The 14,990-nt window shown below is 33.8% G+C and carries 13 protein-coding genes; 9 read left to right on the top strand and 4 right to left on the bottom strand.

Features of this window, described 5'->3' with window-relative positions; all coding sequences use genetic code 11:
• Positions 1 to 85: 85 nt before the first annotated feature.
• Positions 86 to 826, top strand: coding sequence for a GntR family transcriptional regulator (locus tag J3U18_RS00485; RefSeq protein ID WP_267352648.1), 741 nt, complete (start codon positions 86 to 88; stop codon positions 824 to 826).
• A gap of 69 nt (positions 827 to 895) precedes the next feature.
• Here J3U18_RS00485 and J3U18_RS00480 read toward each other — a convergent pair whose 3' ends face one another.
• From J3U18_RS00480 to rph, 3 genes are all read right to left on the bottom strand, one after another.
• The gene (locus tag J3U18_RS00480; RefSeq protein ID WP_267352647.1) at positions 896 to 2,008 is read right to left on the bottom strand and encodes an SIMPL domain-containing protein; all 1,113 of its coding nucleotides are present in this window, start codon (positions 2,006 to 2,008) and stop codon (positions 896 to 898) included.
• Between the two features lie 146 nt (positions 2,009 to 2,154).
• Complete coding sequence (gene pyrE, locus J3U18_RS00475; RefSeq protein WP_065561745.1) at positions 2,155 to 2,802, bottom strand: orotate phosphoribosyltransferase; 648 nt, start codon at positions 2,800 to 2,802, stop codon at positions 2,155 to 2,157.
• A 13-nt stretch (positions 2,803 to 2,815) separates the two neighbouring features.
• Complete coding sequence (gene rph, locus J3U18_RS00470) at positions 2,816 to 3,532, bottom strand: ribonuclease PH (protein WP_267352646.1); 717 nt, start codon at positions 3,530 to 3,532, stop codon at positions 2,816 to 2,818.
• A 151-nt stretch (positions 3,533 to 3,683) separates the two neighbouring features.
• Between rph and J3U18_RS00465 the strand changes: the two genes are divergently transcribed.
• The 4 genes from J3U18_RS00465 to J3U18_RS00450 all read left to right on the top strand — a co-directional run bounded on the left by J3U18_RS00465 (position 3,684) and on the right by J3U18_RS00450 (position 9,748).
• Positions 3,684 to 4,550 carry a YicC/YloC family endoribonuclease gene (locus tag J3U18_RS00465; RefSeq protein WP_267352645.1) on the top strand — a complete coding sequence of 289 codons (867 nt, stop codon included), beginning with the start codon at positions 3,684 to 3,686 and terminating at the stop codon, positions 4,548 to 4,550.
• Between the two features lie 4 nt (positions 4,551 to 4,554).
• The gene (locus J3U18_RS00460; RefSeq protein ID WP_065561742.1) at positions 4,555 to 5,445 is read left to right on the top strand and encodes a DMT family transporter; all 891 of its coding nucleotides are present in this window, start codon (positions 4,555 to 4,557) and stop codon (positions 5,443 to 5,445) included.
• 277 nt (positions 5,446 to 5,722) lie between these two features.
• Positions 5,723 to 6,616, top strand: coding sequence for a hypothetical protein (locus tag J3U18_RS00455; protein WP_065561741.1), 894 nt, complete (start codon positions 5,723 to 5,725; stop codon positions 6,614 to 6,616).
• 531 nt (positions 6,617 to 7,147) lie between these two features.
• Positions 7,148 to 9,748, top strand: coding sequence for an autotransporter outer membrane beta-barrel domain-containing protein (locus J3U18_RS00450; protein WP_065561740.1), 2,601 nt, complete (start codon positions 7,148 to 7,150; stop codon positions 9,746 to 9,748).
• Positions 9,749 to 9,948: 200 nt separating this feature from the next.
• Here J3U18_RS00450 and J3U18_RS00445 read toward each other — a convergent pair whose 3' ends face one another.
• Complete coding sequence (locus tag J3U18_RS00445; RefSeq protein WP_267352644.1) at positions 9,949 to 11,340, bottom strand: MATE family efflux transporter; 1,392 nt, start codon at positions 11,338 to 11,340, stop codon at positions 9,949 to 9,951.
• 178 nt (positions 11,341 to 11,518) lie between these two features.
• On the opposite strand from J3U18_RS00445, the gene yejK reads away from it, so the two are divergent.
• The 4 genes from yejK to J3U18_RS00425 are packed head-to-tail and all read left to right on the top strand — an operon-like array spanning position 11,519 to position 14,974.
• Entirely contained in the window at positions 11,519 to 12,517 is a 999-nt protein-coding gene (gene yejK, locus J3U18_RS00440) for a nucleoid-associated protein YejK (protein ID WP_267352643.1), read from the top strand.
• A gap of 9 nt (positions 12,518 to 12,526) precedes the next feature.
• Entirely contained in the window at positions 12,527 to 13,369 is an 843-nt protein-coding gene (gene nfo / locus J3U18_RS00435; protein ID WP_065561737.1) for a deoxyribonuclease IV, read from the top strand.
• A gap of 5 nt (positions 13,370 to 13,374) precedes the next feature.
• A complete protein-coding gene (locus J3U18_RS00430; protein WP_267352642.1) occupies positions 13,375 to 14,370 on the top strand; it encodes a hypothetical protein in 996 nt (331 codons plus the stop codon).
• 46 nt (positions 14,371 to 14,416) lie between these two features.
• Positions 14,417 to 14,974 carry a hypothetical protein gene (locus J3U18_RS00425; RefSeq protein WP_267352641.1) on the top strand — a complete coding sequence of 186 codons (558 nt, stop codon included), beginning with the start codon at positions 14,417 to 14,419 and terminating at the stop codon, positions 14,972 to 14,974.
• Positions 14,975 to 14,990: the final 16 nt, after the last annotated feature.

Raw genomic sequence — 14,990 nt, 5'->3', positions numbered from 1 at the left:
AATTGTTAATGACCAATTTTATTGTTTGTGATCTAGATCCCGTTTTCAAGCAATTTTGATTTATTTAATTAACGATAAGTATAGAATGTCAGTCATTTATACCAATATCAAAGAACGATTAATGTTAAAATACCAAGATGTGGCAAAGAAAATACAACAGTCGATTTATCAACAAAATCTGCCTAAAGATACACAATTGCCTAATATCGAAGGGTTAATTCAACAATATCAAGTTAGTCGTACCACCATTATCAAAGCACTTAATCGCCTTGAAAGGCACGGTGTGATCTATCAAATTCAAGGCAGTGGTATTTTTGTTAGGCAACCCAAAAAACGGGGTTATCTGAATTTTTTAGAGAGTCACGGTTTTAGTGTTGACCTAAATGATTTACCCGGCGCTTCACAAGTATTTAATGTTGACGTTATTCAGCCTAATGCCAAAGTGAAAGAGAACTTACAGTGTGAAGACGGTGAAGAAGTCTATTATATAAAACGATTACGTTTGGTTGAAGGGAAGGTTTATGGTTTTGAGCAATCTTATTATCGTAAAAAGATCATCTCTTACCTTAATCGAGAAATTGCCGAAAACTCAATTTTTAGTTACGTTAAAGATATTTGTAAAATCAATATTGGTTTTTCTGATAAATATTTCAAAGCAATAAAATTAGATGAGGAGATCGCCCCTTATTTAGGATTAAAACCTGGCGATCCCGCTTTATGTGTTGAAGAGATTTTTTATACTACAGCAGGCGAACCTTTCGATTTTTCAAGAATTATTTATCATTACGACAATGCAAAATTCTATGTACAAAGTCATTCAAAATAGTCGAAGGTATTTCATTTAGTTAATAAAATAAATTACTAACTAAATGAAATTTTATCAATTTAACAGCTACTACTTTTGTTCAACTTTTTTAAGTGTTTCGAATGTACCTGATAAAGTTAATGTGACTTCATATTCTGGTGGGGTATTGATATCTACATCCATAGCATCATCAACACTTCTATCCATACCTAGATAACGTTTTTGACTTTTGGCGTTGTTAAATGATGAATATGATGTATCAAAATCTCTTGAGTCAAGTGAAAGTGTAATTGGTGCGCCTAGTACATACTGTTTATCCAGTAATCGTTCAACTTTAGCGCTCAATTTGTTTAGTAAAAGGGTTTCATGCTCGTTTAGCGCAGCTTGAATTGCTTCAGGTGAAACACTATAAGAGATGTTATTGTTGACTTGCATCTTTAATTCTTGCGCTTTAGCAATAATTTTACCAATAAGATCTAATTTATTTATTTTTATTTTTAGTGTGTTATTGACGAAATAGTGTTTTTCTTCAATTTCTTTAGCCTCCATTTCGCGTACCATATATTTTTTAATTGATACGTTCGTTAAGCCTATCTTTTTTAATTCGTTAGCGATATTGTTAAAGTCTTTGTACAGATCATCCTTTGCTCTACTTTCTCTATTACTGGTTGTAGCAATGGAGAATTCATAGTAGTTAGTCAAATTTTTATCGTCAATCTGATAAATGTTGTTTATACCATATTTATCAAGTATTTTATTAAGATTGATGAAGCTATCATTATTATCAATCGTTAATACAACATTAAGAATAGCTGCATAAGTGGTATTGTTTTTACTATCTGGTTTCGTAATAGTTCTAACACTGTTTTTGTAGTCGGTGGTAACTAAATTATCGTCGGTAATATTAAGTGTATTTAAATAAGTTTTTAACTTCTTCATTGTTTCGACATTAAGATTAGAAGCTTCCGTTGGTGTTTCACCCTCTGTTTCTAAGGTTACATAAAATTCAACTGTATCGGGTTTTAATATAATGTTATCAGTAATTTTGGAGGTGATTTCTCCAACAGGGATAAGGTTCTTTCCATATTTTAATTGCTGTAGTTCTAAATAATTATTGCTAACGTTTAACGCATTATTTTGGGCGTAAGATGGAAAGATGGTACTCATATTCATTAATAGGATTAATAATAAGGTTTTTTTCATTTTATTTCCTTTATTCAGTCTAGTGAAATGGGCTAGTAAAGTAGGTTCAATGTAGAAAGATAAGATGATTATAATTAATCTAATTGGAAAGTTGTAAAAAAATTGTAAAACTTTATGAATATAAAAAAGCGTCTTACGACGCTTTATTATTTTATTCCATATTCAGCACGATAGGCTTCGACTTGGGTGACTTGGTCTTTGCGTGATGGATCTTGGTAGAGGTATTGGATCAAATCATCTAAAGTAATAATTGAAATTACATCACAATGATAAGTCTGTTTGATTTCTTGAATAGCAGATAAATCACCTCGGCCTTTTTCTTGACGATCTAAGCAAATCAATACGCCAGCAAGTTTAGATTGATTGTCTTCCAAAATTCGCATTGATTCACGAATTGCTGTACCAGCGGTAATTACATCATCAACTAACATAACGCGTTGTTGATATATTGAACTACCTACTAGATTACCACCTTCGCCATGGTCTTTCGCTTCCTTTCGGTTAAAGCAGTAAGGAACATCAACATTGTGGTGTTCAGATAGGGCAACCACTGTTGATGAAACGATTGGAATGCCTTTGTAGGCTGGACCAAAGATAACATCATATTGTAAATCTGCATCGATTAATGCAGCGGCATAAAAACGACCTAATAACGCTAAATCTTTACCGGTATTAAATAGTCCTGCATTAAAAAAGTAAGGGCTTTTTCGACCTGATTTTAAAGTAAACTCGCCAAATTTTAATGCTTGCCTATCTAAAGCAAATTCTATAAATTCACTTTTATATGATTTCATCGATCCTCTCCAATTAATCTTTTAAAGCTTGTTTTTGTGCTTCTGTAATAGTTTTTATGCCATTTTTTGCTAGTTCTAATAAGGCTAATAATTCTTCATGACTAAATGGTTCACCTTCGGCAGTGCCTTGAACTTCTATGATACGACCATCATCTGTCATAACGACATTCATATCGGTTTCGGCATTAGAATCTTCAATGTATTCTAAGTCGCATAGCGCTTCACCGTTTACAATGCCTACCGATACGGCAGCCACTAAAGATTTAATTGGATTTTCTTTGATTTTGCCATTAGAAATTAATGTGTTTATTGCATCAACGAGTGCAACACAAGCTCCGGTAATCGATGCTGTTCTTGTGCCACCATCGGCTTGAATAACGTCACAATCTAAGGTAATGGTGTATTCACCTAATAATTCAAGGTCAACCATCGCGCGCAGTGAACGGGCAATTAGGCGTTGGATTTCCATTGTTCGGCCAGTTTGTTTGCCTTTTGCAGCTTCTCGTTGTGTTCTTGAATTTGTTGCGCGAGGTAACATGCCATATTCAGCAGTGATCCAACCTTGATTTTGACCTTTTAAAAAGCGGGGTACAGATTCATCAATTGTTGCATTACAAAGTACTTTGGTTTCACCAAATTCGACTAATACAGAACCTTCTGCATGCTTAGTATAATGACGGGTTATTTTGATTGGGCGGACTTGTTCCGCAGATCGACCAGACGGGCGCATGCAATTCTCCAGCAGTTTATTTTATCTTCGAATTAAATTTTTTAGGGGGACATCAACAAGAAAGCGTCGATGTTTAGCCTAAGCTAAGGGCACATTATACAGAATTTGTGATACAATGCACACTAAGTTTTTATAAATTTAGGAACCTATTATGATTTCTAGTATGACCGCGTATGCGAGAAAAGAGTTGAACCAATCATGGGGTAATGCGTCTTGGGAGTTGCGTTCGGTCAATCAACGCTACTTAGAAACCTATATTCGTTTACCAGAACAGTTTCGCTCACTTGAGCCGATCGTTCGTGAGCGTCTTCGTGCTCGATTAACTCGCGGAAAGATTGAATGTAACTTACGCTTCGAACTTGATCCCGCTGCTCAGAACCAAGAGTTATCATTAAATATTGAGCTGGCTAAACAGATATTAAATGCAGGTGATTGGATTAAACGTGAATACCAAACCGGTCCAATCAATCCGCTTGATGTTTTACGTTGGCCGGGTGTGATGTCGAGTAAAGAACAAAATTTAGATGCGATTTCGCAAGAAATTTTAGCTTTACTTGAAAAGACAATCGATGAATTTATCACTGTTCGTGAACGTGAAGGTAAAGCCTTAAGCGAATTAATTACTCAACGCTTAGACGCAATAATTGTCGAAGTTAATAAAATTCGAGATTGGATGCCACAAATCTTAGATTGGCAGAAAGAGCGTTTAAAAAGTAAACTAGACGAAGCCAATATTGAACTTGATAGCTCACGTCTTGAACAAGAAATTGTGATGGTTGCACAAAAAATTGATGTGGCTGAAGAGTTAGATCGGTTAATGACTCATGTCAAAGAAACTTATGCAATCTTAAAGAAAAACGAAGCAGTAGGGCGCCGACTTGATTTTATGATGCAAGAATTTAATCGTGAATCAAATACCATCGCTTCAAAATCAATTAATGCGGATGTAACTGCAAGTGCGATTGAACTTAAAGTATTGATTGAGCAGATTCGAGAGCAAGTACAAAATATCGAGTAATTTAATGAGCAAGTATTATGGCATATTAGCTATTATCTCCGCTTCTTTATTATGGGGGACAACGGGTACAGCAGCAACGTTTTCCCCATCTTTATCCCCTTTATTTATTGGCGCTTTTGCTATGGGTATCGGTGGAATATTGCAATGTGGTTTAGCAATATCTAACATTATCCAAGCACGTTCGTTATTAAGATTGCATTATCCTCTTTTAGTCGTTGGTGCTATAGCGGTTGCTATCTATCCTTTAGCTTTTTATTCTTCAATGCGGTTATCAGGAGTTAGTATCGGGACAGCCGTTTCGATAGGTTCAGCCCCAATTTTGTCAGCTATCATTGAATATTTAAGTCGTGATTTTCAATTTACGAGACAGTGGGCTATTGGCGCTTTATTAGGAATTATTGGCATGATTATGTTGTCTTTTTCTGATAATGAGACATTTCAAAATAATCATGTTAGTTGGGGAGTTTTATTAGGATTAGTTGCTGGTTTTACTTATGCGCTTTATTCATGGTCAGCACGGCAATTAATGTTAAAAGAAATTAGTAATAAAGCAGCAATGGGTGCGACTTTTGGTTGCGGAGGATTACTACTGATTCCTGTAATGGTTATTACTGGTTCAAATTTTTTGACATCATGGAATAATATTATGGTTGGTTTTTATATGGCCTTTATTCCGATGTTTTTGGGTTACCTGTTTTATGGTTATGGATTATCAAGAGTATCTGCCAGTATAGCTATCACTATCACGCTTCTAGAGCCTGTTGTATCCACAATTTTAGCTATATCAATTGTTGGTGAAACATTATCTTTAATTAATTGGATTGGGATGCTGCTGATTTTTGTCTGCTTAGTTATGGTTATTTCTTCAGGCCTGAATAAAAATTCATCTAACTAGATACATTAGTTATTCTGAGAATGATGCTAACGCATTAGCTAATTTACCTTTTTATACTCCCTTTCACTTATTTGGATTATTAAAATAAAAATCTTTACTTTTATCTAGTCTAATAAACTTTACTTTTCATAGAGCATGTTTAAAATGCACCAGTCAAATTAATAACTCAGTCCTAGTTATTGGAAAAAATAACAAAAATTGACAATTATCATTTAAACATAGCTAGAAGTTTTTTTATTAGTATTATAATTTTTAAGGAATAATAAGGAATAAAACAATGAGCTCTACAGTTAGTCATTATCAGTTATCACAAAAATTTAATCCGCTTTTAACCATTATCTTTACTATAATAGGTATTATAGTCGCAATTGCTTTGGGTATTATCTATTCAATCATCTCTTATTATTCTCCGTTTGTTATAATTGATATTGGTTTAGTCGTTGTAATGGGATTAGGGTTAGCCTATCTTGCTTCATTTCTTGCAAAAGCAGCAAAAGTAAGAAATACCATGGTTAATTTTTTTATGGCATTCTTTATCTGTTTATTTGCTTACTACTCAAGTGTATGTGGATTTGAAGTAGGCCTTTTTTCGGGTGATTTTACAGATTATATTAAACTATTTTTTTCACCATTCACTGTCGTTGACATCATGTTTGATGATATTCTTCCAAACCGTGAAATATCCATCACCAGAAAATCGAATACAAGTCACATTTCTGGTTTAATGTTGGGTGTTGTTTATTTAATTGAGTTGCTTGTTTTCTTCTATCCATTAATCGTTTCATTTCATATTGACGATTATTATTGTGAAGATTGCCAAGCATGGTACAAAAAATATCAATTCTTCTCATCAAGTAACCAAAGCCTAGAAACTAAACTTTCTGCTAATTTAACTGGTAGTTATGCCGATGCATTATCGCAAACAACTTTTTATACTGATACAAAAGGAATACTTAACCAAGTCGATCAATCAGCAGGAAATATCGATGTATTAGAATATCAATATTGCCAATGCCCAAAATGTCGTCAGAAAAGCATTCTTACCATAGAGAAGAAATTGTTGAAAAAAGACAAAAAAGAGTATGAATTAAAAGGTGTTAGTGATGGATTTATAGTCCAAGATGCCTATATCGATAACAAAACCGATGCATTATTTGAAAAAGAAATCTAAACTCGATAAATTAGATAAACTAAAAAGGGACTCAAGTCCCTTTTTTATTGAGTAAAATAAAAGGTTACTGAAATCCTTTTGATGATAAAAATTGGGATTCTACTAATGATTTCTTGATGGATCGTGATTGATCCTGATTGATCGTCATTGATCATCTTTTTTCCCTCAAACTAACCCATAAGTCATTAATGATGATCTTCGAGCATAGACTTGTTTGAATGTTAGTAAGGATCATTTATCAATGATCTTTTCGTAATATTTGCATATTAAATTAACAAAAAATTAATAAATGATCATTATTATTCTAAATTCTTAACAAAAATTACCATAAATAAAAATTCATAATTTTCATAATGTTAATATAAATTTAACAATAAGTTTTCCTATTTACAATTAATTTTTATTATTTTTAATAGAAATTTTCGAATAATTGAATATTGATTGATCGTTTATTTCGATCAATAATGTTTGAGACATCGCTAATTAACTATTAGCGATGTTTAATGTTGTAAAATTAAGGAAAATTAACAAATGAACAAAATTTACAAAGTCTTAAAAAATAGTAAAGGAATAAGCTTGGCGGTTTCAGAACTAGCCAAGGGAAGAGGGAAAAAAACGAAATCAATATTAATTAGCGCTACTGTAGCCAGTGCTTTATCTGTATTAATGGCAGGTAATGCATCTGCGGTTCGAGTTAATATAGATACAAATCAAACTATCAAAGGAGATAACACAGGAACAATAGCGAGTGGCCAAGACACTAAAGATGAATATTTTATTGGTCAAAATGGACATTTAACAATCAGTGATAATGGTAAGTTATCAATGGGCCGAATCATGGTGGGACATGTTGATGGAAGCACTGGCCAATTAACACTTGATAACGGTCATCTAATTAATACTTTTGGCGATCCTTATTTTGGTGCTGAAGGTAACGCGAATGTTCTTATTACCAATGGTGGTACTTTTACTAATGCTGGTTGGGCGGTTCTGCGCGTGGCTTCTGGTGTTAATTCAAATGTAAATCTAACTGTAACCGGTAAAGGTAGTGAGTTAAATCAAGTTAAATCACAAGATATGAGTATTGCTTCTAATGGTAACGCAGTGGTTAACGTATTAGATGGCGGTGTTATCAATTCTACTAGAGGTACATTTGTTGGTCATGAAAACGGCAAGGGTATTATTAATATTAGTGGAAAAGGTTCAGCTTTTAATACAGGTGGTATGAGAGTTGGAGCGCTTTCTGCGGATAAAACTGGCTATGGTGAAATCAATATAACTAATGGCGGAGCCATGAATGTTTCTGATGGTGACTGGGGTCTATACAACAAGTTAGCAATCAGAAATGGTAAAGTATTAGTTGACGGTAAAGATTCTAAATTGAATGTTATGACTGAACTTGTTGTTAATCAAGGCGGTAATCATTCTTCAAGTTTAACCGTTTCAAATGATGCTGTGGTTAAAACTCAAAAAGGTGACCAATCAGGTGAAGATTTAGGTATAACAATTGATAAGAATGGTGTCGTCAATATCGGTGGAGAAGCTGGAAAAGCAGCTGAAAAAGCCGGTACTATTGATACATCAAAAGTTGGATTAAACGATGGTGGTAAATTAAATATTAATCATACTAACACCGATTACGATATAACATGGGATATAGCTGGAAAAGGTGATGTGAATGTAACTTCTGGTGATAACTTAATTAGTGGGCATCACTCTTATGAAGGAAAAACTAATATAACTGGCGGGTCATGGACTGCAAAAGGTGAAAATGTCTTTAGTCCTAACTCTGATTACAATATTGGTAAAGATGGTTCACTTAATTTAAATGATCATAACCAAACCATTGGAAGTGTTATTAATGGGGGTACTATTGACTTAGGTAAAAACTCACCTGATACCACACTAACAGTCAATGGCGATTACCACGGAGATAACGGTAAACTAAATATTTATATGGATACCGAAAATGGTAAGACAGATAAAATGGTTGTCACTGGTAATGTCACTGGTACAACTAACATCGATATAAATGAAATTGGTAATGGTAAAGCTAATAAAGGAACTATTAATATTATTGAGGTTGGTGGTACAGATGGCGGTAAATGGAATGTAGTCGAAAAAGCTGACAGTGAATTTGATTACACCATTGGACGAGATAAAGATGGTAAATTAACTATTGAATATACCAATGTTTTATCAAGTGTAACTAATTCTCCAGTCGTTGCTTCTATATTTGGTAATCAGCTAGCTGCATTAAATATGTTCCGTCATAGTGCCCACGATCGAGATACTTCGATTTATGTTCCAGATTCAAATGTTTGGATGCGTTATAACTATGACCGAACCAAAACCGATTTGTTTAATGGCAAACAGTCATTAGACATGAAAACCTCAATGATCGAAATGGGTGTTGATGTATTAAGTTTAGACCAATTCAAAGCTGGGGTTTATGGCGGATACGGTCACAGTACAATCGATACTAAACAAAAACATTCTCGCCGTAAAGGTGACGGTAGTGTTACAGGGTATAACTTAGGCGTATACGGTAATTGGAATGCACAAACCAATGGCGAAGGTCTTTTTGTTGATACTTGGGCACAATACAGTTGGTTCAAACACAAAACATCAGTTCATTTATCAAACATAAGAAACTATTCAAGTAAATACGATGGAGATGCGGTAAGTTTATCTGCTGAAGTAGGTTACGGAATGGTTATGCTTGAAGGAGATGAAAGAAATTGGTTACTTGAACCTCATGCTCAAGTTGGATATACCTGGTTAAACAGCGATAAATTCACTTTCGGTCGCGCAGGTGATGTGGATGACATCAATGCTGATGGTGCCCAATTACGCTTAGGTGCTCGTTACTATGGCCAAAGCACTAAATCAGGATTTGGTGTATTACCATTTATTGAAGCAAACTGGCTTTATGACTCTTCAGCACCTGAAGCTAAAGTAAAAGGTAAAAATGTTGAATCAAATTTAGGCAAAAACTTTGCTGAGGTTAAAGTGGGTGTGAACGGTAATTTCACAAATTCACTTAGTGGTTATGCTCAATTAGATACCAGATTTGGTTCTGATAAATATTCACATATAGGAGGACAACTAGGCATTAATTATTCATTCTAATAAATTTTAAAATAACTTCCTAAATAAGCAGCAGTACTAAATGTACTGCTTTTTATAGGTAAGTGTATCTTTATATTGACATAAAACAATTATCTTATTAGGAAATAGTAATTTTTTAACTGGTATTTTACTTTTATTGGATGCTTTTATTGTTTATAACCATATTATTATTTCCTATTTTATCCCATTTGCAAAAAGATCTACTGATTGAGTTTTGGTGAACAATCTCTATTTTTGATTGATCTAAAATAGCAATGAAGTACGACATAAGCCGTGCCAGTCGATAACAGATCCGCTGTTGGAGAGGCAGCCCAAACGCCATCTAAATCAAAGAATAATGGAAGAATATAAAGTGTTGGTAACAAGATTAAAATTTGTCTTGAAAGGCTTAACAAAATAGAAACTTTTGCCATACCAATACATTGGAAGAAACTGGTAGTTACCATTTGGAACCCGACAAACGCAAAAGAAAATGTAGTATAACGTAGTGCAATTGCAGATATTGCTACTAAATCAACATCAGAACTAAATGCTCTAACCAGCACATCAGGAATAAAACAACCTAGTACAAAACCAACGCTAGTAATGACGGTGGCAATTTTAACCGCATAAATAAACGTTTCCTTAACCCGAGCATAATTTTTGGAACCGTAGTTATAACCAATAATCGGTTGCATACCTTGATTTATGCCAATAACAATCATAATAATTAGTGTAATTAATCGGTTAGCGTTAGAATAGCCGGCAATTGCATCATCACTTGAAACATGTGATATTGGTGCATAATGGGTTAACTGCCAGTTGATAAATACCACAACAACCGACGCAGCCACCTGCATAGCAAACGGTGACATACCAATCGATAAAATAGATTTAACATAAGTAAAATCGAGCTTAAAGTTGCGACGATATAATTTAATGTTGCTGTTTTTGCTAATAAAGTGTTGCATTACAAACAAAAAGCTAATAAACATCGATAGTGTAGTTGCAAACGCTGCACCGCGCATTCCCCAACCTAAAGCAATAATGAAAATTGGTGCGAGAATAATATTAGCAATCACACTGATAAACATCGTTACCATGGCTTTGAAAGGATAACCACTGGCGCGCATCATGTTGTTGTAATTAAATGTTAGTGTGATAAAAATACTACCCGGTAAAAATACCTCTAAAAATTCCCGTGCATAAATATGATTAGTGGGGCTTGAACCGATAAAGTGTAAAACCGGATCAATAAAATAAAGTAATAATGCTAAAGTAATACCGCTAAGCACGGCAGTTAACATAAACGATGTGCCTGCTACTCTTTCGGCTTTATCTATCTCGCCACGACCTAAAAATATCGAAATACGGCTTGCCGAACCAATACCGACCAACATACCAATGCCGGCAGCAAGATTCATCACAGGCAAAATAATACCAGCGCCACTTAACGCTTCGCGACCGATCCAATGACCAATAAAAATTCCATCAATAATATTGTAAAGCGTATTTACTGTTGTCCCAATAATTGATGGTAGCGCATATTGCCAAAATATTAGGCTAATTTTTTTATGTTTAAAATCATCATAAATATCGCGTGAGTTTGTCATTTTTATTCACATTGAAAAAAAGTTAAAGTTGCTAAGAATTTTAGAATATACGTAAAAGTATAAAATTGACTTGAATAATCATAACTAGTTTAACAGAGATAAAAATTGATGATAGCACTTTTTTAGTGCTTTGATAAAATAGTCGATTATCAAATCGTCTAGCGTATTAGGAATTTTCATGAGTGTACAAATAGAAAACGTTGTTTTACATAAATTAATAAGAAAAAGCGATACGGAAATCGAATTACAACTTCGTGACTCATTACTGAACAATGAACAAGCGGTAACCAACTTGATTGAAGATATAAACCGCGTTTATAACAACAAAAGTAAAGCTTATGGACTATTTAATAGTGAAAGCCTCTTTGAACAGTCGCTTAAAGAATTACGTTTAGGTAATCAAGACTTCCTTAATTTTAGTCAAGAATCTACCAAACAATTACGTAATGAACTGGCCAAATATCCATTTGCTGAAGGTGGCACCGTTATTTTTTGCCATTATCGATATCTAGCTGTTGAGTACCTTATTATTGCTGTATTAAATAGCTGTTTAAGTATGTTAGTCAACGAACAACTCAATATATCAGAAACCCAGTATTTAGATATTGACCATGCCGATATCATTGCTCGCATAGATATAACCGAATGGGAAACGGATCCTGACTCAAAACGTTACCTAACTTTCCTAAAAGGACGAGTAGGGCGTAAGGTTTCAGACTTCTTTATGGATTATTTAGGTGCGAGTGAAGGATTAGATGCTAAAGCGCAAAATAAAACACTTGTTAAAGCGGTTGATGACTATTGCCAAGAAATGCAATTTGACAACAAGAATAATGCCCGTGAAAATGTTTATAATTATTGCCAAGCGCAATTACAAGCAGGTGAAGAGATTGAACTGAAAAATCTTGCTAACGAATTGCCAACGACTGACGAGAATAATTTTATGGAATTTGTCAAAAATAATGAATATGATCTAGAGGACACTTTCCCCGTTGATCGTAGTGCACTACGCCAACTTAAAAAATTCTCTGGTAGCGGAGGTGGATTAACCTTAAGCTTTGATTCTGATCTATTAGGTGAACGAATCAAATGGGACCCGCAAACTGACTCACTTGTGATTAAAGGTGTTCCACCTAATTTACGTGACCAACTTCAACGAAACAGTGGCTCAAACTAGGAAAAAATTATGAAATATATTGGTGCTCATGTGAGTGCTTCTGGTGGTGTCGATAATGCTCCAATTAATGCTTATCAAATTGGTGCAACGGCTTTTGCTTTATTTACTAAAAATCAACGCCAGTGGCATGCAAAACCGCTTGAATCAGCAGTGATTGATAGTTTCAAAAAACGCTGTGAACGATATGGATTTACTAGTAAACAAATCCTACCGCATGATAGTTACCTTATCAATTTAGGTAGCCCTGATAGTGAGCAACTCGATAAATCCCGAACAGCTTTTTTAGACGAAATGCAACGCTGTGAACAGCTAGGGTTAACTTTACTCAACTTTCATCCTGGTAGTCACCTACAAAAAATTTCGGTGGATGAGTGTTTGGCGCGTATTTCCGAATCGATAAATATCACTTTAGATAAAACTAAAAATGTTGTCGCAGTGATAGAAAACACCGCAGGGCAAGGGTCTAATCTCGGTTATAAATTTGAACATCTTGCACAAATCATCGATAAAATAGAAGATAAAAGTCGTGTTGGTGTCTGTATTGATACCTGTCATGCGTTTGCTGCCGGTTATGACTTACGTACTGAAAAAGCCTGCAAAGAGACTTTTGATGAGTTTGAAAAAATTGTTGGCTTTAAATACTTACGAGGTATGCACTTAAACGATGCTAAAAGTGAGTTGGCAAGCCATGTTGACCGTCATGATAGCTTAGGCAAAGGAACCATCGGCGAAACGGCATTTAAATTTATCATGCAAGACTCGCGAATCGATGAAATTCCTCTCATCCTCGAAACTGTCGATCCGGATCTTTGGAAACAAGAAATAGCTTGGTTAAAAGAGCAAGAAAAGTGAAAATAATGAAAATAAAGTTATTAATATTATTATTACTGAGTTGTTTTGTAAATGCTAACGAGGAAATACAAAATCATTCAGATAATACTATAAAAGACTTAGATATTTTTATCGTTGAGAAAAAAGATAACCCCATTTTCTATTTTACTTCAGTATCAGAAAAAATTAATTTTAACTCATATGATGAAAATGGAAATGCTCGAATCATTCCACACTTAATTCCAGATGAAATAGGCAATTATAAGAAAGATAGCTATAAATTAACAAAAATCTATCGACAACGTTTTTTGAAAGAAGCTGGAATATCTGAAGACGATAATTTCTATCTTTATGATTACGAACATAATCGACTAATTACTTACCCTATTCGCAAATTAGAAGCTTTTGCAATCATAAATATTTATAGTATCGGTAAAACACCACATCATGATGAGAAGAGTTATCAATTTGGTTTTAAACTGAACCCTAAGCAATTACCCAACTTAAACCCTAATAATACATTTGTTTATATCGGTAAGGAAAGTCCGTTTGCTATGCAACAACTAACGCGACTAGACTGGCAAAAAATTGACAATCAAGATTTTCCAAAAGTCTCGAAAAATAACGATACTTCTGTTCAAAATAGCATTACTCAAAGCTATTTAGCTCAATTAAATGAATTAAATTACTATCTTCAAGATGAAATAATTAAGCATGACAACTTTATTGGGACCTATCATAGGAAATTGGTAATAGCTGATAATGAAAAAAACATTTTTACTTATTTTGAATATTCCAATACTGAAAGTTCAAGGATTGGAAGTCTGACTGACAAAGATTTTAATGAAATGAATAAAGACAAATGGACTGGCAAATTGTTTAAAAATCAACCTTTAGTGGCATTTGGATTTGAATCAATGATATTTCCGTATTCATATATTTATTATATTGATCCATTATATACATTTAAACGTTTAGATATAAAATCTGATTATCGACAGAAAGATCATAGATCAAGATAAAATTCAGATTAATTTTGTGGATATGTACTTAAGGGGTAGGTAAACAATGAAAAAAATACTAATTGTATCTATTATTTCTTTATTAAGCTTTGGTGCTTATTCTCAAACATCAGTGCATCCAAAAACAGTGAATCATTCACCATCAACTGAAAAAGTAAATCTTCATCAACTAACGTTTATTGATTATATAAAAGATAAAAAGCGATTTGCATTCGTTTCTGTGACAGATGATTTACTTGCTCATGGCGATAAATCAATTGAGGCTTTCTTTTTGATACCAGATGAAGAACGAACTCACTCAGATCCTGTCAATGCACAATATTCAAAACCCTATTATTCAATTGACGGCAGATACCACGACATTTTTCTTGGCAAAGTAGGTTTATCAAATTCGTCAATATTTATTTATGACAAAGCCACTAAGCAATCAGTATCATTTGATATTAAAGATCTCAAAATATCAGCGGTGATTAAACCGAATCAAAACCAAGGTCCATATTTCGAATCAGATTATTTATATGGTTTTGAAATTGATGCAGATAAAGTTAACAACTTCGAACAACCCTTAGTCTACATTGGTGAACAAAACCCATTTATCAAATAACGAAGTTAAATTAATA

The sequence above is a fragment of the Gilliamella sp. B3482 genome, assembly GCF_026536805.1.
GTDB classification, from domain to species: domain Bacteria; phylum Pseudomonadota; class Gammaproteobacteria; order Enterobacterales; family Orbaceae; genus Gilliamella; species Gilliamella apicola_E.
The sequence above is the reverse complement of the archived record's forward strand: the minus strand, read 5'-3'. Positions and strand labels throughout refer to the sequence as shown.